At 34.6% G+C, this 22,942-nt stretch carries 22 protein-coding genes and 1 other annotated feature (1 of these 23 only partly in view); of the genes, 1 reads left to right on the forward strand and 21 read right to left on the reverse strand.

Annotated features, from left to right (window positions below; genetic code table 11):
* Positions 1–205: a binding site (T-box leader), on the reverse strand (it extends 7 nt beyond the left edge of the window).
* A gap of 196 nt (positions 206–401) precedes the next feature.
* The 12 genes from G4D63_RS06605 to G4D63_RS06660 form a co-directional block, all read right to left on the reverse strand.
* A complete protein-coding gene (locus G4D63_RS06605; protein WP_163178860.1) occupies positions 402–1,817 on the reverse strand; it encodes a DUF4179 domain-containing protein in 1,416 nt (471 codons plus the stop codon).
* Entirely contained in the window at positions 1,807–2,349 is a 543-nt protein-coding gene (locus G4D63_RS06610) for a sigma-70 family RNA polymerase sigma factor (RefSeq protein ID WP_163178861.1), read from the reverse strand. The genes G4D63_RS06605 and G4D63_RS06610 overlap by 11 nt, the downstream gene beginning before the upstream one ends.
* 262 nt (positions 2,350–2,611) lie before the next feature.
* Complete coding sequence (locus tag G4D63_RS06615; RefSeq protein WP_163178862.1) at positions 2,612–2,893, reverse strand: hypothetical protein; 282 nt, start codon at positions 2,891–2,893, stop codon at positions 2,612–2,614.
* Positions 2,894–3,048: 155 nt separating this feature from the next.
* Positions 3,049–3,216, reverse strand: a complete 168-nt coding sequence (locus G4D63_RS06620; RefSeq protein ID WP_163178863.1) for a hypothetical protein — start codon at positions 3,214–3,216, stop codon at positions 3,049–3,051.
* Between the two features lie 113 nt (positions 3,217–3,329).
* The gene (locus G4D63_RS06625) at positions 3,330–3,827 is read right to left on the reverse strand and encodes a GNAT family N-acetyltransferase (protein ID WP_163178864.1); all 498 of its coding nucleotides are present in this window, start codon (positions 3,825–3,827) and stop codon (positions 3,330–3,332) included.
* Positions 3,828–3,989: 162 nt separating this feature from the next.
* Positions 3,990–5,588, reverse strand: a complete 1,599-nt coding sequence (locus G4D63_RS06630; protein ID WP_163178865.1) for an aspartate:alanine exchanger family transporter — start codon at positions 5,586–5,588, stop codon at positions 3,990–3,992.
* A gap of 174 nt (positions 5,589–5,762) precedes the next feature.
* Positions 5,763–6,221: a hypothetical protein gene (locus G4D63_RS06635; protein WP_163178866.1), complete on the reverse strand. Its 459-nt coding sequence runs from the start codon at positions 6,219–6,221 to the stop codon at positions 5,763–5,765.
* Positions 6,222–6,421: 200 nt separating this feature from the next.
* Entirely contained in the window at positions 6,422–6,967 is a 546-nt protein-coding gene (locus tag G4D63_RS06640) for a hypothetical protein (RefSeq protein WP_338023908.1), read from the reverse strand.
* Between the two features lie 470 nt (positions 6,968–7,437).
* Positions 7,438–8,001, reverse strand: coding sequence for an aspartyl-tRNA synthetase (locus tag G4D63_RS06645; protein WP_338023907.1), 564 nt, complete (start codon positions 7,999–8,001; stop codon positions 7,438–7,440).
* Positions 8,002–8,513: 512 nt separating this feature from the next.
* Positions 8,514–8,693 (reverse strand): hypothetical protein, encoded by a 180-nt coding sequence (locus G4D63_RS06650; protein WP_163178867.1) that lies wholly within the window; start codon positions 8,691–8,693, stop codon positions 8,514–8,516.
* A gap of 316 nt (positions 8,694–9,009) precedes the next feature.
* The gene (locus tag G4D63_RS06655; RefSeq protein WP_163178868.1) at positions 9,010–11,112 is read right to left on the reverse strand and encodes a putative bifunctional diguanylate cyclase/phosphodiesterase; all 2,103 of its coding nucleotides are present in this window, start codon (positions 11,110–11,112) and stop codon (positions 9,010–9,012) included.
* Between the two features lie 148 nt (positions 11,113–11,260).
* Positions 11,261–12,421 (reverse strand): glycoside hydrolase family 18 protein, encoded by a 1,161-nt coding sequence (locus G4D63_RS06660; protein ID WP_163178869.1) that lies wholly within the window; start codon positions 12,419–12,421, stop codon positions 11,261–11,263.
* Between the two features lie 445 nt (positions 12,422–12,866).
* Here G4D63_RS06660 and G4D63_RS06665 point away from each other — a divergent pair, with 445 nt between their 5' ends.
* A complete protein-coding gene (locus tag G4D63_RS06665; protein WP_163178870.1) occupies positions 12,867–14,558 on the forward strand; it encodes a methyl-accepting chemotaxis protein in 1,692 nt (563 codons plus the stop codon).
* Between the two features lie 263 nt (positions 14,559–14,821).
* Here the strand turns inward: G4D63_RS06665 and G4D63_RS06670 are convergent, their stop codons facing one another.
* The 9 genes from G4D63_RS06670 to G4D63_RS06710 form a co-directional block, all read right to left on the reverse strand.
* Positions 14,822–15,616, reverse strand: a complete 795-nt coding sequence (locus G4D63_RS06670; protein ID WP_163178871.1) for a phosphotransferase — start codon at positions 15,614–15,616, stop codon at positions 14,822–14,824.
* A 180-nt stretch (positions 15,617–15,796) separates the two neighbouring features.
* Complete coding sequence (locus G4D63_RS06675; protein ID WP_163178872.1) at positions 15,797–16,180, reverse strand: hypothetical protein; 384 nt, start codon at positions 16,178–16,180, stop codon at positions 15,797–15,799.
* Positions 16,181–16,588: 408 nt separating this feature from the next.
* Positions 16,589–16,843 (reverse strand): hypothetical protein, encoded by a 255-nt coding sequence (locus G4D63_RS06680; protein WP_163178873.1) that lies wholly within the window; start codon positions 16,841–16,843, stop codon positions 16,589–16,591.
* Positions 16,844–17,001: 158 nt separating this feature from the next.
* Positions 17,002–17,628 (reverse strand): NUDIX hydrolase, encoded by a 627-nt coding sequence (locus G4D63_RS06685; protein WP_163178874.1) that lies wholly within the window; start codon positions 17,626–17,628, stop codon positions 17,002–17,004.
* An 86-nt stretch (positions 17,629–17,714) separates the two neighbouring features.
* Positions 17,715–18,191: a DUF2975 domain-containing protein gene (locus G4D63_RS06690; RefSeq protein ID WP_163179455.1), complete on the reverse strand. Its 477-nt coding sequence runs from the start codon at positions 18,189–18,191 to the stop codon at positions 17,715–17,717.
* Positions 18,192–18,396: 205 nt separating this feature from the next.
* Positions 18,397–20,343 carry an FtsX-like permease family protein gene (locus G4D63_RS06695; RefSeq protein WP_163178875.1) on the reverse strand — a complete coding sequence of 649 codons (1,947 nt, stop codon included), beginning with the start codon at positions 20,341–20,343 and terminating at the stop codon, positions 18,397–18,399.
* Entirely contained in the window at positions 20,333–21,097 is a 765-nt protein-coding gene (locus G4D63_RS06700) for an ABC transporter ATP-binding protein (protein ID WP_163178876.1), read from the reverse strand. Before G4D63_RS06700 ends, G4D63_RS06695 begins: the two co-directional genes overlap by 11 nt.
* Positions 21,098–21,218: 121 nt before the next feature.
* Positions 21,219–22,241 carry a sensor histidine kinase gene (locus G4D63_RS06705; protein WP_163178877.1) on the reverse strand — a complete coding sequence of 341 codons (1,023 nt, stop codon included), beginning with the start codon at positions 22,239–22,241 and terminating at the stop codon, positions 21,219–21,221.
* A 1-nt stretch (position 22,242) separates the two neighbouring features.
* Positions 22,243–22,941: a response regulator gene (locus G4D63_RS06710; protein ID WP_163178878.1), complete on the reverse strand. Its 699-nt coding sequence runs from the start codon at positions 22,939–22,941 to the stop codon at positions 22,243–22,245.
* Between the last annotated feature and the right edge of the window lies 1 nt (position 22,942).

Consider the following 22,942-nt stretch of genomic DNA (forward strand, 5'->3'; position numbering starts at 1 on the left):
ACGAGATTAACCCGCGGTACCACTCTACTAGACCAATATTCGGTCTGCTCCTTTTGATAACGGGAGAATTCCCGACGAACCCTACTGTTAGTTCAGGTGCATTTCTTAGAGGTGCGTTTCATTCTAAAGGATATTTTAGGCTTTCACCAACCCTAAATCGCTACGAAATCCTACTTAGAACTACTTTCCTCATCATTGAATTTATATTTTCCTAATTGTAACTATTTTCCAAAATATTGTAAATACCTTATTTGTTTTCTTCATACTTTGTGATGAGTGGTACGATCCAGGCTAATTCAGTACCATCCTCTTAACTGTGTTATTTTACTGTGACTAATACAGTTATCCTCATTCATACTAAATAGGTTTGAACTCCACTTTAACCGTTTGTTTCCTTAAATTCATTCTTCCACCGATGGAAGTATAACAGTAAATGGTTTTAGATCTTCCGATGGGACAAGAGATGAAAAATCGAACTGTAACATTGTATTTTCCAACTTAAAATTCTTTATTTTTTCTTCTCCATTCAGTTCGAAAGTAGATTGGAAATGTGCTGCTGCATGATCAATCATCTTTACTTTATTAAATGGAACACCGTGATTTTTAGGAGGCCAAGGATTTTCCGGATCAATTTTTGTTATATATTCCTTATCTACCAACCAAAAAGCGTATTCTAAGTTGTTATTAATAATATCTAGTCTATGTTTACTCAAGTTTTTCGGGAGCCCTATAAGCTGATAATCTATTATCAATTTATTGCCATTTTGTATAAGATCATTTATCCGCAGCTCTAAATTAAGGCGCTCACTTTTTAAAGTAAATGACTTCTTATCCATGAGCTGCTCTACTTTAGGGTCTGCTACATTTAGTTGAGGATAAAATGTAAGGGAAGTAATGTTTGAATCAAGCTTAGTCATTTCTGTCCGAATAGTACTATGATTTCTTTCATCTAGCTCTGAATCCTCTAAAACCGTTTGGTTTCCAAATCTATACACATTCCCTTTATTATCAACAGCTTTTGAAATCTGAATGTTATCTCCCTTGTATTTCTTCACGGTCTCATACACAAGAGAAGACGATGCTTTTGCGGTAAGAATCTCTTTAATAGTAATTTGGATCTCCTGGTCCGGGTAACTTTGCTCTTGTTTAATAGCAAGTGTATGGTTCTGATCTTGTTGAATAGGAATATCGAAATTCCATTCCCCTTTGATTCCGTTTATATTATGAATCGTTATAGGGAGAGTAAAGTCATCCTTAAATGTTTTATAAGGATAGTCCATTTTCCATTGAAAGTTATAACCATTAGCTACTTTCCTTATGTCCGTTGACTTTCCATTTAACCAAGGATCATGGTCTCCTTTGTTATTTTCAAAGTTAACATCAAAGCTTACTTCGCCTTTTTCGTTACCCCCTGTTTCAACTTCATCGTCTACATATCCTGTAATTGACACTTTAGTTCCATCAAAGTAAGCGCTGGTCAGTTTGACGGTCACTCCATTTTTAGTAATGGCTTGATTTAATTCTTTAACAGCATTTTGAGAGGATAATTCCATACCGGTTTCATCGTTAAATTCTTGGAAGATTGAACCTATTAAAGGAGCATTAGCCAATACATTATTCATTGTAGGAATAAAAAAGCCGGAGGCAACAGTTATCGAAAGAATAGCAGCTGTACTTGATACCCCAAAAAGAATCTTCTTTTTCTTTCTATATCCTCGACTTACCTCTTTGTTTAACCCTTTAGAAATAGCACTAAATACTTTTTCTTTTGGTACAGGAATTTGTTCAATCGCTTTATTGAGTTCCTTATGATCCATGGCATGTGTCCTCCTCACTTTTATAAACCTTTTTCAATTCCGCTTTCCCTCTGCTTAAATACGTTTTCACGGTATTCTCCGGGATTTCCATTACGCTGCTAATCGTTTTAATCGAGTAATCGTAATAGTAGAATAAAATAATGGCAGTACGATAGTTTAGTCTAAGTTGCTGAATTGCATTTAGAAGTTGTGAAGATTCTTCAGTGTATGAATGTGTCTCATCCGGCAAGTTAGACAAAAGTTCATCCGTCAGTGGAACAACCTTATCTCTTTTCTTTATCACTTTTCCCGAACATCGAATTACAATTCTAGTGAGCCAGGTCGTAAAGTATTTTGGGTTTTTCAACGAACGGATAGAAGTATAGGCCTGATAGGTTGCTTCCTGAACCACATCCAACGCGTCTTCTTCGTTATGTACATATAGGTAAGCAGTCCGGTAAATTCTTTCATAGTGATGTTGAACCAATTTTTCAAAGGCATTTTTGTTACCTTTAATTGCCTTTTTAACTAATATGTGTGTTTCGGTTTCCATCTTTTTCTCTCCCTTCACATATTAGTGGAATTGATGAACAAAAAAAGTTTCAAGAAAATAAAATCTTTATAAAGTCTAGCATCATATGTCCAAAAAATAAGCAGAAACCATTTTGGTTTCCACTCTCTTATTTGTTATTTAAATTTTTAGTTTTCCCTGCGACATTAGATATCGATCTGTCCTTTTTCTTCTGCTACTAAATCGTAGAACAGTGCTAATCCCCTTAGGGATTATGCCAGCCCGCTATGTAATAGTATCATAATTAACTTGCTATCGTTTTACTTTTTATCTTTAAAAAGGATTTTAAAAATAGTGCTATGGCAATCAAAGAAGTAATTATACTAGCACTAAAGAACCCAATGGCATATATAGGAATATTTGCTTCAGGCACTCGATCATTTATCTCTACTCCTAAAAAGTGTATACCTATACCATCACCATCCAAATTCGTTCCTAGAGACCATAATTCTACTCCTTTATAGACCAATGAGATAGTAAGGAAAACTATGAAAAATAATATCAACCAACGATTAATAGTATTCATCTAACATCACTCCTAAATCAACTATAATTCATGCCATCCCGCCTTATCAGTAACCACTCTTGCAAAGCCAATTTGCTTGCCACTACTACCAGATTGGGTTATTATTCTTTCTATAATTCAATTACACTTTTTCGTTTTGGTATTTGTCATGTAATCTATTTAGCTAGTTCTATCAATTTTGTCATCACAAGATGTGTTACCAAAACAGTTAATAAAAAGTCAGTCATGGGTGTAGCCGTAGTAAACAAGTTGCCGAGACCTAAAAACAAAAAAACTGATACAAAGATCATAAGAATCAAGTAATGTATTGGGTTAATTTTCATTTACATCCTCCTTAGAATCATTAGGTAGTAGCAAGAATATCTTCGTGAAGCTCTCCTAAAATATAATCAGTAATACTCTCCTTTAACAGGCCAGCTTTATTTAAATATAAAATTTATAAAACTAACACCATTAAATCATCATCGAAGTAAAGATCTCCTATTTTTAATCCGTTTTTATCAACCCCATAAACTTTAAACCCCAATGAATTATATAGTTTCTTTGCTGGTTCATTACCTGAAGTTACAGATAGATATACTTGTTCAACCTCTTTTATTTCTTTAGCCTTGTTAATTGCTTCATTCATTAGCATTCTTCCAATCCCTGATTTTCGCCTATCAGGATAAACATACATAGCAACAATGTTAGCTCTATGCTTCGTTTTATTTTTGGTTTCTAAAATTAAGGTAACAACCCCAACAAGTTGGCTTTCATCAAAAGCACCAAATGTATAAAAATGGTTAAATTTCAATCTGTTTTCGAAGCTTTCAAGAGGATATTCTTTTTCCTCTTCATAACTGGAACTGAACGCTTCTGGATTTGCTTTTAATGCCTCTAACCGTATGTCCCTATAGATATCGGCGTCCTTAGGTGTAAGTAATTTGATCTCCATCGTTATTCCCCCGTCCATTATTAAACTCTTTCTCTTTACTTCCATATAAAAGAGCATTAATCCTGCTTGGACTAATGCTTATGTTTTCCTTCTTCTTCTAATTTCAAAAGCTTATGGACAATCCTTCACCCTGTAATAAACTACCAGTAAAGTTAGTTCCAACTATATAATGAAGATTAATAATTGTGAAATAACCGCTACTAAAATTAGAGCAAATGGATAAGCAGCTGCATAAGCAATCGCTGGATCCTCTGACTCCATCAGTTGATTAACAGCCCCTAATCCAGGCGTACTAGTCATTCCACCACAAAGGGCACCGAGTGAATGAATCATACTTAAATGAAAAATCTTTCTTGCAATAAGAAATCCTCCAAATATGGGCACAACTGTAATAATTGCTCCAGCCAGAACTAAACGGATTCCCTCATCCTGAATAACAGTAACGATGCCTTGTCCCGCTGTGGTACCTGCTCCTGCTAAGAAGAGGGCGAGACCAATATCTCCAATAACTTGATTTGAAGGTTGATAGTATCTTGCTTTTATCGGTCCTAGTTTCCCAAAATGACCGATGATTAAGGCAACAAACAAAGGACCTCCAGCAACACCCAACGTTATTGTTCCTAAGCCAGGTAAAGTGATCGGTAACATCCCGAGCAGGATTCCTAATAATAAAATGATACTTAATGAAAAGATATGGACATTAGTAACCGTCAACTTATCTCGTGTAAATAGTTTCTCAACATCATCTAAACGATCTTCACTACTAACAATCGTTAAGACATCCCCGCGTTCGAGACGCATCCTAGAGTTTTGGCTATATTCAATTCCACCACGTTCAATTCGCGTTACGGTTACTCCGTAGTCTCTTCTAAGATTCAGTTCTTTGATGTTTTTGCCAATAATATCATACGCATCTACTACTACTTTACGCAGCTTAATATGATCAACATTTTGCAAATCAACCTTTACTCTTCTCCCTGCATATTCACAAAATTTATCCAGTTCTGATTTGGTACCAACAGTGACAAGCCGGTCCCCATTTAAAAGAACCGTGTCGCTTAGTGCAATGATACTCCGCCGTCCTCGGATGACACGACTAATCACTACAGAGTAGTTTTTATGAAGGTTTAATTCCTGTAAGGTTTTCTTGTTAATAGAAGGATTTGTCACTTCGATTGTTATCATTTCTGGTGATTCTTCATTGCTGATTGGGTTTATTTTCTGTTGTAAATCTTTGTATAAGTCTACCTTTAACACTCTTGGTAATAGTTGGACAAACAGGACCACTGCGATTACGCCAAAAGGGTATGCAATTCCATATCCAACCGATGCCACGGGATCATTCGTTGCTTGAAGGGCTGCTGCGAGGCCGGGTGTACTCGTTAACGCGCCCGTCATAATTCCAATACTCAATGCTTTCGATAGGTTAAAGACTTTTGAAACAATCACCGTTGTTACTGCTGCTAATAGAACAGTTAAAATGCTTATAAGTCCAAATATCATTCCACTCGTACGAATCATCCTAAAAAATCGTGGGCCAGCCTGAAGTCCAACTGCAACAATAAACAAACTTAGCCCAAGATTTTGGACAATAGGGGAAACCTGGAGTCCAAAATGCCCGAAAATCATGGCAATTAGTAGTACACCCGCAGAACCTAGACTAAGTCCTTTGACTTTTATTTGACCGAGCCATGATCCTAAGAACAGAATCAAAAATAATAATAACAATGGTTCCTCTAAGAAACCCTCAATCCACCTCATTCTTCATGGCCCCCAATATATACTGTATATACTATGTTGTCCATTATGTAGTATGGCTTTTTATATGAGAATAATGAGGTGATATGTGATTTTAATCCCCTTAGCTCCGAAGGCTTCATAAGTTCTATATACTCATTCTTTAAACGTCCTTTAATAACGACCATTCAAATAAGATTATGTCGTAAATATTATCTCTCCTAGCTCACTAGGCTTTTCACTTGTAATCCTAATTTCTATAACTGCTCCGGTTTTAGCATAAATGTACAAGTCCTCAAGCTCTAGAATGATTGAAGTTAGAGTTTCTGTTTTACTACTCTTATAACCATATCCACTTACTTTTTTTATGAATTTATGATCCACCGAAAATCTTGAACCCTTTATCACATGCTTGTAATGTGGATCATCTATTAGACTAAACTCAATTGGGTCAGGCGTATTTTGTTCTTTTAGTAGCAAAATATCTTCTTGATTGTCTTCTATCCAGTCTAACTTCCAATAACTTATGTCGGCTGTATCTTCATTCCTAATAAATAATAAGGGTTCAACAGAATACAGAATAAGATCCTTATTTGTTCGATATGTATCAAGCTTATTAGCAAGAATTCCTTCTAATAAGCAATCTTTAATTAACATAAACCTCTCCCAAATCTCATTCACTCTTTCTCACTCTTTCTTTTTATTAATAGGACATTCTGCAAATTAGACGTCCTAAACCATTCGGTACCCGCCTAAACTATGAACTTCTAACACTAATTCCTCGTTAGCTTGATAACTTCCAAAAAAAAGCACTTCTCCTTCTTGAAGAAATGCTCCCTATAGTTTAAGTATACCGTTTACAAACTCCCGTTTTTCCTGCGTTCCATTGATTTAGAGAATCCAAAACAATCTCTAAATAGCTTTCTACCGACATATTGCTGAAAATTATCGTATTTAAATCTGTAATATTCGTTCCAATAGCTAATCATTCTGTGATAGCTTTTGCAAAACGAAACATTATTTTGAAGACAAAAATTTTTGATCCGTTCTGTGTCCTGGTCTTTTAAGATTTCATAAGTCATTTCTAATATATCTAAAACATATTCATCACATATTTTTACGATGTATGGAATGGACCAATCATCATAATCCATCAAAAGTAATGAATTCAAATGTTTTTGTCTTACAAGACCGTCACAACTTCTTGAATAGATGCAATGCACAATCATTTTTTGTTGTTCATTTAAACTGTGCATAAATTCATCTGAATTATCAATGTAATAAATACGATAAGGGAAATTAATCACGTAATTGTTTTGAAAATAATCAACAATATCCTCTGATACTCCAATAGTGACATTATTGTTGGTCTTTTGCGAAATGAGTTTAACTACTTTAGACACATCATCTCTCAAATTGTTTGGAAATCCATCGTGAAAAATACAATCACATCCCTGCTTTGAACTTCATTTGTGTTGTCAACTAATCTTACTCTTACTTAAATAAGAAAACTGCCAACATCTTGGCAGCCTATGCAATACACTATTAGGTAAAAAAAGCTTGCGATCATAATGAAAAGTATAGACAACGAGAAAAAACCAATAAAAAAATAGCCAAAGTACCTTAACGGTTTAGGTGATTTTTGAGATTAACATCTGTAGGAAAACCTTCAATACTATTCATATGTTCCATTGCATCATTAATGGGTTTCTTCTCACTCATCATAACCCTCCTTGATTGATAATATGATATAACTCACCTAAAGCATTCAACATTTATTTAGTAATACCTTTTCAACTAATCTTCTCTTTACTTCAATAAAAATGGTGCGATCTCCGTCTTGAAGAAATGCCCTCTTTATCTGAAGGGCAATTTATAAATCAATTGTATCGATCACTTCATCAGTATTTTTATTCATTAATTTAATTTCCCCTACTTCAAGAGCAGTATCGCTTTCAAAATACCAAATGTATATGTCCTCTAATTGATATTCTTCTACAATATAGGAAGGCAGCATCTCTAAGCTTAGTAAATTAGCATTATTTTCATCAATTTTAATATATTTTTCATCGCCATCTTTAATTTTAATTAATCCATATATTAGATTGTCACTGTGCCCTTGATACCCGTTCAACTTTTCATAATTTCTTTTATGATCCATAGGGCTATATGTAAGCATTCCTGACTTCCATCCAAAAAGTCCTTTTTTTACATAAGTAGCTCCCAAATGGTTTTTATCCTTTATGAAAAAGAATAGAGCATTACCGTTTCTTTTATATGCTGGGTATAACAATAAATCTTTATCAATAGCTAATAGAGCTTCGTTCGGTTCTGAGTAGGAATTTGATTTTTCTGCTATAAACCAGATTAGAGATATGGTAATTAAAATTACAATTAATATACTCAATGAAATTTTTAATAACAAGTTCTTTCCCACTAAAAAACCTCACCTTTCTTAATTCCTATACAATAAAAACTCCAAACCCTTCTTCCACTAAACTTCTCAGTTAGCTTAATATAGCCTTAAAGTATCAACTATTGAACTAAGAAAGACTATAATCACAGCAATCCCAAAAAAGAAAAAGAAAACATTGAAAATCAACTTTTGGAACTTGTCTTCAGGAAACATTGATTTATATTTTATGTTAACCCAATATAAAACAAAGATCTCAATAACTATCATAAGGAAGAAGATAATATTAAAAGCTATCCTTATCACCCCATTATAGTAATTACGTTAAGTTATTCTTCAAGTAAACTTACCCGTTAGTCGATAAAGCTCAATTTATATAGAATAGTATACTTACAGAATAATCTTATAAAATAAAAAACAATCTTGAAAAGCGTACATTTCATAAAGTGAATGTATTTACGACTATAAAAAAGCAGTCCGTTTTCGGACTACTTTTTCTATTTTGCACCCAAAAACTGAACTACTCATAAGCAGCCCTACAACTCTTTCTTCTCCTCTTGATAGTGAGTATGGTGACTTAAACTCTCTTCGTTCTTACCGCTCACAATATTATCAAAAGGTGTATAGTTATTGGAAGGAAACCTCTTGTTCTTCATTGTTTTTATTGTAATCAAAGCAATGATGGCAAGTAGAAATACCAAAAATATAAAAGTCATTTGTCGTTTCCCCCTTCTCAAAATATTATTTAAATGTTCCTGTTAATAATAAAAAGTTCTCTAATGAATGCCCCAATACATATTGAACACCCTATCACTACCATTGAAGAAACCCCTCTTACAAACGGATAAGGACTGAAAATAGTTTGAATACTTCCTAAAACCGTCAATATTCCTAGTAGAGTACAACCCATATATAATTGTTTTTTCAGTTTGGTAAGATCCACTTTTAGTCCTCCTTAACATTTTCATCTACATGTGCTATTCAACAACGAAAAAGCATAATCCTTTTTTGGATTATGCTTTCTCACTTACACTATAAATTTTTTCCATATGATAAGAGGTATCCTCTTAATTCATCGATTGGAATTGGTTTTGAATAAAAGTAACCCTGGACTTCATCACATCCAATTTCTTTTAAGAATTGCACGTTTTCCTTTGTTTCAGCACCTTCAGCCAGAACAACAAGATTTAGATTATGTCCAAGATTCACGATAGAAGTTAATAATGTTTTATTTGTAAGATCATTATTCTTTAAAAATTGTCTATCAATCTTCAAACGGTCTATCGGTAGTTTACTTAAATAACTAAGCGAACTATAGCCTGCACCAAAATCATCCAAGCTGATTTTCATACCAAGATCTTTCATTTGGTTTAGGATTGTAATGGAATGATTAAAATCCAAAAGTGCTCCCTCTGTGATCTCAAAATCAATTAAAGAAGGATTTAGTCCTGATTTTTGAACGACAGATTGAATGTCACTTAATAAAGAGTTACTTGTAAAATGGGTAGGTGATAGATTAACGGAAATCTTTAGTTCTATATCTAACTCATCATTAAGTCTCTTTATTTGCATGAATGCATGTTCAAAAATCCACACACTAAGTCGATCTATTAGATTCAGCTCTTCGGAAAGCTGAATAAAATAATAAGGTGATAGAAGTCCTTTTTGAGGATGATTCCAGCGTACTAAGGCTTCTACCCCAATCAGTTTACCTGACAACAAGTCAATCTGAGGTTGAAAATGAACGACAAATTGTTCTTCTTCTATTGCTTTACGAAAATCCATTTCAAAGGACAGTTTTTCATCAATACTACTTAATAATTTTTCTTCAAAAAATTTAATGTTTCCTGTAGACAGCTGCTTGGAATAGGATCTGGCTATATCAGCATTTTTTATAAGTGTTGACCAGTCTTGTCCATCCTTAGGATAAATACTTATCCCTATTGCTGGTGCTACTTCAAACAGTCTCTCACCGATTCTAATTGATTTAGGTGAATGGTTAAGAATTGATTGTGATGTTGCTAGTAGATTCTCAGCATTACTAAATTGGGGAACAAGGATAACAAAATCCTTCTCACCCCACCTAATTAGTATTCCGTAGTGATCGATTTGGGGTTTTATTGCATGAATAACTTTCGAGATATATTCTTCTCCCTTTCCATATCCCAATAAGTCTATCACCTTAAAATAGCCGTCTAGACTAATAAATAGTAGAGCTACCTCATCATAATCTTTTATGTTTATCAAATCATTTACATATCTTCGATTTGGTAACCCCGTTAATAAGTCAAAATAAGCCAGTTGATTAAGCTCTTTATGGTGTTGTTTTAGCTTCAACTTCTCCACTGAAGAAAGGTAAAACATGGAATAAAGAAGCACCTCAATAATTAATAGCGCTACTGTTAATATATTAATTTTCAAATGCTCTTCTTCAACACGTTTGGCATATTCATTTCCATCAAAATCTAATACAAGCACAGCTTCTACTTGATAATATTGATTGATGATTGGATAAAAAGCACTAATAGTACTTCTCCCATAATGTACTTTTGGAACAGTCTGCATCATGAAGTTACCCAAAAATGCACCTTTTAGTTCGGGAGTGTTTTCACCATATATATTTCCAATCGGAATCACCTGTTCAATGTCACCACTAATTACGCCATCATTATTATAATCTGTTGCAGGAGCAACAACAAAATAGATGTCATCGTTACTATTCTTTTTTAGAGTATATATGCTTTGAATCTCTAATTTCCCTTGCCATGTCGTCATTTTATTTAGGATTGTTTGATAGAGCTCGTCATCATTAGTAGTCTTGAAATGAAGCCCAGCATGTCCAATGTCTAGTAATTCCGTTCCAATTAGACTCCCAGTATCTTTTGCATAACTTTCAATTATTTCATGCTCCTTTTCTACAAAAACGACATGACCAATTTGTCCTAGGATCAATGTAGCGAATGTCACGACAAAGAATATAATAGTGGAAATGAAGCTAAAACTTTTAGGAATATCTGATAGCTTCTTCCTAGCTATCCCCCTTATGAGTATGGGTGAAAACACTATTAAAAATAAACAAACCATATAATAGACGAAATGGTGAAAATCAAAGTTCCAATGGAAAAAGTAATTCATGTAAAAAACCCCATATTTTTATTTTGCCTGATATGATACTTATCGGCTTATAGTAGGGAGATTGAATACTAGTAGCTCCATTGTTAATTATTTCCAGGAAAACTCTCAATAACTGGGTCCGTTAATATTGGAGTCAAATCGTTAGTAGTCATTTAACTGCAAATAATCCATTTGACTCTAATGCCTCTAAAATCACACTGGTTAAACTGTGCTCACCTTTAGCATCGAGTCCTGTTTCCCAAACCATCATACCACCCAAGCCGTTGTCTAAAGCAAGCTCAATTTTCTGTTTTACTGTAGCTGTTCCATTGTAATGATAGGTTGTGCCATTCATAATAGTCTTGTCAGAATCAGCGTTCTTTGGATTTTGATTAATGATCGCCTCATACGATACTTGCTTTATACTAGGGTCCTCGGGCTGACCGTATAAAGGAACACCGAGGACAAGCTTTTCTTTAGAAATCTTGTGTTGCTCAAACAGGTTTGTCCAATAGTTGATAATGTTTACATTGTGGGTAAATGGAGAAAGATTTGCTGCGTTATATTCTCCGTCCCATTGACCGTCATAGGCCATTATGTTTACAAAATCAACATGTGCAAACATCGAAGGTTCGAATACTACATTATGAAGCTCAGTTCCTGCAACACTATGAACCTTTGCATTAACAGCAATCGATAATTCTTTATCACGAGATTGAAGTTGTTTATTTAGTTCCTCTACAAAAATTAATAGATTATGTGCATCTTCCTTATTTCGTGGGTGTTCAAAATCGACATCAATTCCATCAAGGCTTTCACGATCTACTACACCAACCAATTCATTCACAAGGGTTGTCCTTGCTACTGGATTTGTGATGGCTTCTTTGAAATATTCATAGGATTCTCCACCGTTAATATGAAACCATCCTCCCACAGCTAACATCGTTTTGGTATCGTGTTTTGCTGCATTTGATACCATTTTACGTAGATTTTCCATAGCGGTATCTCCATTAAGCAATAGCTTTCCATCCTTCGTTGGATGAGCAAAGGAAAAAATAACATGTGTTAAATCTGAATAGTTAACGGAGTCAGGATCCCTAAAGTCCTGGACATATCCCATTAATACTTTTGATTTCTTATCTTCCACTTTGGGTTTCTGCTTTAAGATAAGCATTCTCTCTGCTAAAGGTGCATCATCTATTGATAAGAAGTAATTTTCCTCTGTTTCTGCCTGATGACTTGTAAAAGTAGAATAGAGAACTCCTGATAGAAAGCCTCCTGTAAAGGTAACAACCATTACCAACACAAGGAGAAGGTATTTGATTCTCATAGACGATTCCTCCTTAATTCTTGCCTTTGATTGTAACAGAATCAAGGAGGTGAAAGGTCTGGTAAAATTAGTATCTATTAAAAGCACTAATGGTAAAAGGACATCAGAGCTCCTTCCTATCCAATCATTCTTCCACTAGCTAAGAAAAAGAGTCTAAAATTAACGAATTGAGATGCTCTTTCAAACTATTTCTTGTTTCACTTTCATTCACAGAGACCTATTATTCTTATCAATAATAGGGTTTTTTTCCGTTCCTTTTGGGGAGATTCCCTGATTAAAAAGAAAGATAGTTGATTTTATAATAAGCATAAGAACTTAATAAAACGGGTGATATAAATGATGAATCACTAGTTGGAAACTTAAATTCGTGCTTCAAGAGTAACGGTCAATCGATTGGTTTCTCAATGATTCAACCTAGACATAATCATAAAGGGAGTAAGGAAAAATGAAATTCAAGCAAATCAAAAGCAAGCTGTTGTTATCGTATTTAGTTTTTGTGATCATGATTGTCTTTTTAGGAGTATTTTCAAACCTAGCGATCATGAATGTAAATGATAATGGGGAAAAATTATATAAAGACCGTTTTATACCAGTAGTTGATTTAACTTATATTGTTGATAATGCCGGTAGTGTAAGACTTAAAATGGTTTCGGCTCTTCTTCGAAAGGATGCATCACTAACAGATCAAGCAATAGCAGACTTAAAGGAAATTGATAATCTTATTGAAGCTTACGGTAAAAGTACCTTAGTAGAGGGCGAAGTAAGAGAGTTTGAACAATTTAAAAGTAATTGGGCTATTTTTAAACAGAGAGTTGAAAATAATGCTGCCTTTATGAAGAGCGGTGACTTTGAAAGTGCTGACGCTGGCATAAAAGCTGGAGGACCAGAATACAAAGCAGCTTACGATAACCTTGTTCAGTTAATTGAAATTAACGAGAAAGAATCTGAGAAACTATTAAATAGTAATAGTCAAATCTTTTCAACCATCCAAATTTCTTTATTGAGTGCAATTATCGTAGCGATTATTATTGCACTCATTGTTGGTACCACAATTGGAAATAGTATCTCAAAACCAATTAAGTTAGTGGTAGATAGAGTGTCAGCTATTGCTAATGGTGATTTAACAGGGGAGAACCTAAGGGTTAAATCAAAGGATGAAATTGCTGAATTAGCGTGTGGTATTAATGACATGCAAGCTAATTTAAAGAGTTTAGTTGTGAATACAGCCCAAACGAGTGAGCAAGTATCTGCTTCAGCAGAAGAGCTAAGTGCCAGTGCAGAACAAAGCACCCATGCTACTGAACAGGTAGCTTCACTATCTCAGGATTCAGCTGAGGGGGCTGACAAACAACTTCAAAGTGTAAGTGAGATGTCTAGTTCCATTCAACAATTATCAGCTTCACTTCAAGAAATTGTAGCTAGTACAAATGAGATGACTCAATTATCTGATCAGGCTAGTGGTTCCACTATTAGTGGATCGAAAAAGGTGGAAGAAATCGTTAATCAAATGCAAGTGATCTCAACCATTGTCCATAATTTATCAAGCTTACTAGTAAACCTCGATCAAAAATCAAAGGAAATTGGTAATATAACTAGCTTAATTACGAATATATCGGAGCAAACTAATTTACTTGCATTAAACGCTGCGATTGAAGCGGCTAGAGCGGGAGAGCAGGGAAAGGGATTTGCCGTAGTTGCGGATGAAGTAAGGAAGCTAGCAGAGGAATCTAAAAAGTCTGCTACTCAAATTACAGTCATGTTAACGGATATTCAATCAGAGACAAGTCATGCTGTTTCTTATATGAATAGTGGTACAGAAAAGGTAAACGAAGGATTAACCCTTTCGGAAGAAGTCAATGCTTCATTTAATGAAATTCACCAATTAATCACAGCGGTTTCCTCAAAGGTAAAAGAAGTTTCATCCTCTATGGATGAGATTTCAACCGTAAGTGAACATATCGTCAATCAAACCGATCAGGTAAAAGAAATTGCTGAAACCAGCGCATCCGCAAGTCAAGAAACATCGGCTGCTACTGAAGAACAGCTTGCCACAATGGAAGAAGTGGCATCTTCTGCTCAAGCCTTAACCTCATTAGCGGATGAATTACAGGGGATGATTGCTAGATTTAAAATCTAAGTGTGAACTACTTTTAGACAAATAAAGTGTGGGAGACATCCAAACATTTTATTTGTCTTTTTAAATTACAGTCATCAGGAGGAGGTAGAATTCGAATTATCCTAGGAACAGTTAATCTTTGAATGTATTACTATACAGTTGGACGTTCTATTTTTTTCTGTTAGTATTTTTCCCTCGTCTATCTCACCATACACAGAAGCTTATTAATAAAAAATATAATAACACTTCTTCTAAAGTTCCTTTAGATCAACAAATCCTTACCTCTATACCCACGCATTTCCATGTTCACGAATAAATTTAATGTCGTTTTGATAATGTTCAAGATGTCCTTCATCTATCATTTGTTGAAAAGCGATTTCACCTTCACTCGCTTTTCTATTTATGTAATTACATAGTCCTTCTAATCGTTGCAATACGATTTCCAAGTAATTCTCTCGGAGTCCGTCAATACCATAGGATTCAAAAAATAAGCTAACTCTTTGTTTTTTATGAATTGCATCGTATGAAGGATTATAATAAACTGCCTCACCTGATTCGGTATGATAAAGCCTACTTAAAGGAACACAAGTGTATAAAGTATAAGCTATATCCCAGATTCTTGGGCCAGGAGCAGCAACATCAAAATCAATAATACCTACTGGTTTTTCATGATTAAAAATAATGTTATAAATAGCAAAATCGTTGTGACAAATAACCTCTATGTTATCCGGAGTCCCGTCCATTGGTTTCCAATCAGTTGATACTGGAAAGTCACTCACAGCATCGTGGTAATGACGGAGTATCTTCGCTATTTCTTTTATAACTTCATTAGACCACATGTATGCCTTTATGGGATAATTACCAGCTTCCCCTTTAATAAATGATAAAATCTCTCTTCCTTTTTCATCAAAACCTAAAAACCTTGGTGCATAAGTAAATCCTTTGTTTTCCAAGTGTTGTAATAGTTTGTGAACTTTGGTACTGTCTGGCTTTACTTCTCGTCGAACAGTATCTCCCAAACGATATACTTTAGAGACATTACCTCCTGTTAGTAATTCTTCGTTTTTGTGAATAGGCATTTGCCTTCCCCCTTTCTTTGCCCTAGAAACGTAATATTTAATACTAAACCACAGATTTATTCCAAATGTTAGTTATGAGGATTAAAGAAATAAAAACAATTACTATATCGAGATCAACCGCACCATTTTAGTCTTAAATAACTATATTTTCTAACCATATTTAATGTATAAATCAACCCACTAAAGATTTGAGCGAATTTCATATATTTCGTCATTATAATGCCAAAATTCTATGAACGTTTTATTCGCTCTATCTACATAACCTATGATAGACATTCCTTGCTCTACTCTGGTGTAGTAGTTACTGCCGTATAATTGTATGGCTTCTTGTAATGAATCTCCTACTCTAATATCATCGTATTGGACTTCTGAAAGATTGGTACTTTTTACAAATTGATAGTTGCTTTCATAAACATACCAACTACCGGCTACTAACACCAAACTTAGTGGAATACATAGGAAGGTTAATGCAAGTTTCCTTGAACGTTTAAATAAATATATGCCCAAAATTAGGGGGAATAATATAAGTCCCAAAAATAGAATTAAAACTATGCCTATCATCATATACCCCCACCTTTTAATTACATTGATGCCAAATTAACTAAATACATAAAAAAAAAATAAACACAAACTAGTTATGACAGTAAAAGTAGATAACATAAACATCTTAAAATCTTCCTTATGTATAATTACTCCTCTAAACCCAAAGAACAATCCTATTAGAACTAATAATACCCATACCAACGATACTGTTTGAAGTGAGAACCAAGTAAAGAAATTTATAAAGTATAGCGGAAAGGTCAACAATTGCAAAACCGTAATCACTAAGAGTATCTTCATCTAACACCTCTTTAAGCTCTATTAAGAAAACCTTACCTTCAAGATCCAACCATAGTTTTTTTCAAAAGCATCAAGTGATGATTTACTAGATAACAAATCCAAACTTGTTAATTATAATTGATTCAATATAAATCATGGCATAGAACTTGTTGCTAGATGTATAAATGCTGTTAGTACTATCAAAAACACCATAAAAAAACTTGAATACAGTATAAATTTTCTTAAAATGTAACCTTCTTTTAATTTCTTATAAACAAAAACCCCTAACACAATTGAAACTAACCAAATAATTAATCCCCATAGTGAAAAAAGATACGGAGAATTGGCAATCCAAAGTATGGTGATAAATGAATAAAAAACTGCTAGTACCCACGCAAAACTCTTCATATGTTCTCTCCTCTTTTTTATAACAAACTACTAAAATTACTTTGAGAACAACTAACGTTACATCTCGTTGCACATCTCCAACTACATATGGATAGACCAAGATTTCAATCTTATTTTAGTTACTATAGGAGATCAATTTTATTTAAAAAGTTGAGAACTTATTTAATCTGTTCCCGTATTCTCTGAACAACTTCTTGATAAAAAGAGATTTGATGTGGCACGAATCTATCTTTACTAACCGTCTCTTCTAATTCAACCTTTTTTCCATCGTGATTGATCTCAAAACCACCGATTTCAATTTCTTCTTTTACACCAAACCAAAGGTCAGCAAAATCATCAAAATTAGCTCTTACAATTCCTGATACTTCCTCTGCTTGAAGTGTAAAATCATTAAAGCTTAAATTGCTTCTATATAAAAAAACGTGTGCCATTTCTTTATCTATAAAGTTCTCTTTAGTCACGCAATAATCTAGTACGCCTAACATTACTAATTCCTCAAAAGCCACATCTATTCCTATTTCTTCTTTAATTTCCCTTACTCCATCCCTTACAGTTTCATCGGACAATAAATGCCCAGCTGACGTTATATCTAATAGGTTAGGATAGTCTTGTTTACCTTTGCTACGAAGTTGTAAATAGATATAATCTTTACCTCGTTCTTTTCCAATAAACCAACAATGAAATGCTTCATGCCAATAGCCATGTTTATGTACATCACCCCTGGAAGCAACCCCTATTTGGTTTTTATTATCATCAAAAATCTTTAATTTTTCTTGATTTCCCATAAGATATCCTCCCTTAAAATCCACTCATCCTCACTTTAATAAGATAGGAACAATACCAACAATCGTTCCATCCTATATTGATCATCTCAAACAGTTAAATCATTGTCTGATTTTAGATCAATTACGTTTCTTAAAAGTTCTATAAGAACTGCAGCAAATACTGCAATAACAAGTGTTGTAAAGACGATCACCATACCGATTATTGCTACTCCCGGGTGTAAAGCATTTACAAATGCCAACCCAAACATTCCAATAACATACAAAACCATTATGTTGATTGCACTGTTTTTTATTTGTCTTAATGCATTTGCCGCTAGCTCTGAAAAGGCATTCTTATTGTGAATATAATTTAAAAGTTTTGTAGCTTGTAACAATGAAAAGAAGAAGAAGATTGCTGTAATATATATGCCTATTAAGACAGGGTATTTCAAATAGGCATATTCAGGATTCATTGCTGCTGAATACCCCGCTAGTGATGGTAGGCAGAAGAGACACAAGCAAAGAATGACAATTCCAACAAGAAAAACTGACATTTTCAAAAAGGCTATGGTTCCCATTTTCATCATACTTACCTCCTTTTATATTTTACATAATATTACACAGTTTATTGTTTTTCAATATATTTTTGTTGATTTTATTTTAAAAAATGCAAAATAAAGAGGATTCTTGTTTTTCACAAAACAATAAATCCTCTTTATGTGCTTTCTTTCAATATTCGTTTAACCGAACAAACTAAACCCAAATGTCCAATAACCCTCTTGCCTACATCTACCGCGTTATGTGGTTAAATGTTTTATTCCTTAAATAGAAATAGTAAATAAGTTGAAAGCTTAGATAAATACCAGCTATGAACAAGAAATGATTCAGTATTTCAAGATTATTCATGAGACCACCAACATCCCTCGACAGAATCACTAGGTAAAGGAAGGCCAATATAGTTCCAATTAAAAGTGGTATTGAGAAAATCGTTCTCAATTCGCTTGAAATCCTACCTTTTATCTCCTTTGTGGTCATCCCTATTTTGCTTAGTTTATGGTATTTAGCTCGTTCCTCCTCAATCTCAGAGAAGAGATTAAGGTAAAGGAGTATAAACGTACCAAAGAAAAACATGACACTTAGAAATGTAGTCACAAAAAACATGATGCCGGTCGTACTCCTGTTGTTATGATAATCGTCAATTTTGGAAGCTACACGAAACAACTCTGCCTCAGATATGTACTCATTGTACTGTTTTTCCGTTGTGACTGTACTCTCATTATAGTGTACGAATTTTTCTTGTAAGTTTTCCAGAGCATCTCCTGTTGCCTTCCAGTCTGAAACATTCAGTAATTGAAGGTTAGATATATAACCATTACCGTTAGCTTCAAGGTGCTCGAACTGTCTCTCGTTAATAATGATAAACTCATGAGTATCTGGCAATAAGTTAATAGTTCTTTTAATCATCTCCCCCTTATACTTATAAGTTACCTTTTCATGTTCAATTGTAAGCCGAAGAGATGGAATCGGATCAACATGTGCATATTCTGCTTCAGTGTTTAAATAAAAAAGATACTCATGATCCAGCAATTTCGCTTGGTCACCTGTGAGCTTGTTATAATCATTTAGTGACATGAAACGATAGGGTTGGACCCCATCTACATATGGAAGCATTTCATAATGCGTAATAGTTGGAATGACAAGATGTTCTTCAATCCGATGTTGGGGTTGATCGAGTATGTTATATAATTCGTCTTCATTCAGGTTATTCTTTGTGTCAGTCTGATAAAAGGCCACATCATAAGGATTATTGTTAATGGCATTCGTTTCAGAAGACTTATAGAAAGTAAGCAGTAACGTGCTATAAAAAATTGTGATCATTGCCATCACAGAAACGAGCATAATGATTGACGTGAGCTGTTTAAACTTATAATCGAGACTTGTTAAAAATAGCATCCTGCGAAAATAAAATACTGGAATCTTTTTGGTGACCTCAATCAAGAAACTAATAAACTGCCTTAGAAATATATATAATCCGATGAGAACACCCATCGTCCATAGAGGTAAGTATGCTCCTGATGATTCTTCAAAGGTGAAATAAAGGGTAAGCAAAGATCCACCCATGATCATGAAGCCTAGGAAACCAATCCAAGGGCTTCTCATCTTAATTGTTTCAGAAACCCTATTGCTCTTCATGGTTTGAATCACAGAACTTCTAAGCGTGAGGAATAGAGATTTGCCAACCGCTATCAGAAAGACTAACAAAAATGCTCCAATTGAGTATAAAAACATTTTTCCGCTTAAATGAAATTCAACCTGAAGCTCCACTCTACTCATTAACAGCATGAAAAACAGCCTAGAAAATATACTCCCAGCTAGTAAACCAGACAGTATGGAAGCAACAGCAATCGCTCCATTCTCTAAGAGTAACAATCTGGTAATATCACGACCGGACATCCCTAACGTCATAAATAGTCCAAACTCACTTCTTCTCCTTTTCATAAAAACATTGTGGGCATAGCTTATGAAGAAGATTGTGAATATAATCAACGCAACTCCCGGAATGGATAAAGCATCCTGAATCCCATCCAGTTTCTTTGCTTGCTCTATCTGTTTATTAAAATACACGGTTGAAAACATAAAGAAAAACATGACAGCAAAACTATTGCAGAGGAAATAAAAAATATACTTTTTATATTGAACCTTGGCCATCTTCCAAATCAGCTGATTAAATGTCATGAGATTTTCCCCCTAAGACGGCCAGGTTATCCATGATTTGATTCAGGAACTCCTTCCTGCTTCCTTTTTTTACAATATAAGAGTGGATGAGACCGTCCTTGATAAAAATTACCTTCTGACAATAGCTGGCCGCGAAAACATCGTGTGTAACAAGAAGAACTGTTGTAGAAAGCTCATTTACAATTTTTTCGAAACATTCCAAGATTACAGCAGATGACTTAGAATCTAAATTCCCAGTAGGTTCATCTGCAAAAATGATACTTGGCTCATTCACAAGTGCTCTGCTCACAGCGGTTCGCTGCTGCTGCCCACCAGAGATACTATGCGGATATTTATCCAGAATGGACTCAATTTCAAAAAGCCTCGCCAGGGATTGTAGCTTCTCCTCCATCTCGGCGACTGTTTTCCTCTCTAGTACCATTGGAAGTAGTATATTTTCCTTTACTGTTAAGCTGTCTAGTAAATTGAAGTCCTGAAATACAAATCCAAGCTGCTTACGGCGAAATAGAGCTAAATCATCACCTTTCATCTTGCTTATTTCTTGATTTGCAATGATCACTTTCCCTGATGTTGGCTGATCAATTCCGCTCAATACATTGAGAAGTGTCGTTTTGCCGCTTCCGGAAGGTCCCATTACTGCAATGAACTCTCCTTCTTTAACCGTTAGGCTAACTCCACCTAATGCAGTTGTGGAACCCTCCCCACTCGATACTCCATAAATTTTTGTAATATTTTTCACATCTAACATATCCATAGGTAGTACCTCCTGTTTTCTAATAGGTTCATTTTAGTTGACATCACGGGGCACAACCATCGGTAAAGCTAAAAAATACCTTACATTTTTGTAAGGTACGATACTTAAAAAAGACAAGGAGTTAACTCAGAGTCTTTCCCATTAACCATTGTATGGTGACCTCAGTTCCTTTTGAAATCTCTGATTTAATGGTAATGGTTGCTCCCACTTTGTCGGCAATTTTTTTACTCAGGTACAAACCAATTCCTGTGGAGTTTGAAAACTTCCTTCCGTTTTCTCCCGTGAAAAAGGGATGAAAGACCCGTTCCAGATCATAGGAAGGTATGCCCACACCTTCATCTATGATTGTTAAGAAGATATGATTGCCTTTTCTCTTGAGTTGAAAGATAAGTTTTTTACTGCCAGTTTGGGGAGCGGAATATTTTATTGCATTTGAAATAATCTGTTCTAATAAAATATCGTTCCACTTTGGATCAGTGATAATATAGGCACTTTCTTCTTCGAACTCAATAGAAGGATAGATGGACTGATAGATGCATTCTTTCTTTCTCTCGTTTATCAGTTTTCGCAATGCTGGTAGCAAGTCTACTGACTTTACCTCAAGGTCATTTTCAAAGCTTTCCATTCTGATCATGGTTAGACCTTGCTGGATATATGTATGAAGGCGATTATTTTCAAGCTGTATTTTCTCAAGTACTTCATTCACTTCGTGTGACTTGTTCTCTTTATTGATGATGAGCTCAATTACAGAGACGGGTGTCTTTAAATGGTGCATCCAGTGAGATAGAAAATATAGTCTCTCTTTATTTTGTTCCTTGTATTGATTGTTTCGCCGATTATATTCACCTCTAATTTTGTTAATCAGTTGTTGAAATGCCTTCTGTTCTTCTGTTTGCGGCTGTAGATCTTCATCCTTATTCATATGTATAGCAGCAAGTGCTTTATTGGTAGGATAATAACGAATCCAGTCAATAACTAGACATACGATTAACATAAAACCACCAATTGAAATAGGATAAACAATTTCTGTATTCACAGGTTCTGTTAGATGGAAAAAAGTTATGATGCTGGTGGTACTTAATAGATAAAGAACAATCGTTAGGAATCTGTCTTTTATAAATCTAGTAAATATCTCTGTTTTCATATTAATCTCTCATGGAAACAGGTTCAAACAGCCTGTAGCCTACTCCCCTTTTACTTTTTATCACAAAACATGTTCCCAGTTCGGACAGCAAATGCCTAATCCTGGTCATATTAACCGTGAGAGTATTATCGTCTACAAATGTGACTGAATCCCATACTTCTTCAATTAGTTCTTCTCTAGATAAAAACTCACCATGATGCTCCATTAATTTCTTCATGAGTTTATATTCATTTTTTGATAGCTCAACCTGATGATCACCACAGGTTAAGGTGAGGGTCTTGGCATCAATGCAAAGGGAACCTACACAAAGGGTACTCGTTTCCTTTGCAGCATACTCTCCGTATACTCTTCTTATAGTAGCTTTCACTTTGGATTGTAGCATCTCAAATGTAAACGGCTTCGTAATATAATCATCCGCTCCCAGTTCGATCGCCATAATTTGATCAACCTCATGACTCCTCGCAGATACCATCAGGATTGGTACATTGGACTGTTTTCGAAAACTTCTACACAAATAATACCCATCGTAGTATGGAAGGTTAATATCTAGCAAGACAAGATCAGGTTGTAACTGAGCAAATTCTTCCTCAATTTTAGAAAAATGTATGGGAAGATGAACCTCATACCCGTACCTTTCTAGATTTTCCTTAATCAATTCACAAAGCTGCGGATCATCCTCAATAAGCATTATTTTGTACACA

The organism is Bacillus mesophilus (assembly GCF_011008845.1).
GTDB classification, from domain to species: Bacteria; Bacillota; Bacilli; order Bacillales; family SA4; genus Bacillus_BS; species Bacillus_BS mesophilus.

Bases quoted from the DNA above. Each gene is read 5' to 3' on its own strand.
- G4D63_RS06610 (WP_163178861.1), bottom strand. From the start codon at position 2,349: ATGGAAACCGAAACACACATATTAGTTAAAAAGGCAATTAAAGGTAAC.
- G4D63_RS06650 (WP_163178867.1), bottom strand. From the start codon at position 8,693: ATGACTTTTATATTTTTGGTATTTCTACTTGCCATCATTGCTTTGATT.
- G4D63_RS06625 (WP_163178864.1), bottom strand. From the start codon at position 3,827: ATGGAGATCAAATTACTTACACCTAAGGACGCCGATATCTATAGGGAC.
- G4D63_RS06660 (WP_163178869.1), bottom strand. From the start codon at position 12,421: ATGAGAATCAAATACCTTCTCCTTGTGTTGGTAATGGTTGTTACCTTT.
- G4D63_RS06675 (WP_163178872.1), bottom strand. From the start codon at position 16,180: ATGATGATAGGCATAGTTTTAATTCTATTTTTGGGACTTATATTATTC.
- G4D63_RS06630 (WP_163178865.1), bottom strand. From the start codon at position 5,588: ATGAGGTGGATTGAGGGTTTCTTAGAGGAACCATTGTTATTATTATTT.
- G4D63_RS06635 (WP_163178866.1), bottom strand. From the start codon at position 6,221: ATGTTAATTAAAGATTGCTTATTAGAAGGAATTCTTGCTAATAAGCTT.
- G4D63_RS06705 (WP_163178877.1), bottom strand. From the start codon at position 22,241: ATGAAAACAGAGATATTTACTAGATTTATAAAAGACAGATTCCTAACG.
- G4D63_RS06605 (WP_163178860.1), bottom strand. From the start codon at position 1,817: ATGGATCATAAGGAACTCAATAAAGCGATTGAACAAATTCCTGTACCA.
- G4D63_RS06655 (WP_163178868.1), bottom strand. From the start codon at position 11,112: ATGAATTACTTTTTCCATTGGAACTTTGATTTTCACCATTTCGTCTAT.
- G4D63_RS06700 (WP_163178876.1), bottom strand. From the start codon at position 21,097: ATGGATATGTTAGATGTGAAAAATATTACAAAAATTTATGGAGTATCG.
- G4D63_RS06690 (WP_163179455.1), bottom strand. From the start codon at position 18,191: ATGAAAATGGGAACCATAGCCTTTTTGAAAATGTCAGTTTTTCTTGTT.
- G4D63_RS06665 (WP_163178870.1), top strand. From the start codon at position 12,867: ATGAAATTCAAGCAAATCAAAAGCAAGCTGTTGTTATCGTATTTAGTT.
- G4D63_RS06620 (WP_163178863.1), bottom strand. From the start codon at position 3,216: ATGAAAATTAACCCAATACATTACTTGATTCTTATGATCTTTGTATCA.
- G4D63_RS06685 (WP_163178874.1), bottom strand. From the start codon at position 17,628: ATGGGAAATCAAGAAAAATTAAAGATTTTTGATGATAATAAAAACCAA.
- G4D63_RS06615 (WP_163178862.1), bottom strand. From the start codon at position 2,893: ATGAATACTATTAATCGTTGGTTGATATTATTTTTCATAGTTTTCCTT.
- G4D63_RS06670 (WP_163178871.1), bottom strand. From the start codon at position 15,616: ATGCCTATTCACAAAAACGAAGAATTACTAACAGGAGGTAATGTCTCT.
- G4D63_RS06695 (WP_163178875.1), bottom strand. From the start codon at position 20,343: ATGACATTTAATCAGCTGATTTGGAAGATGGCCAAGGTTCAATATAAA.
- G4D63_RS06680 (WP_163178873.1), bottom strand. From the start codon at position 16,843: ATGAAGAGTTTTGCGTGGGTACTAGCAGTTTTTTATTCATTTATCACC.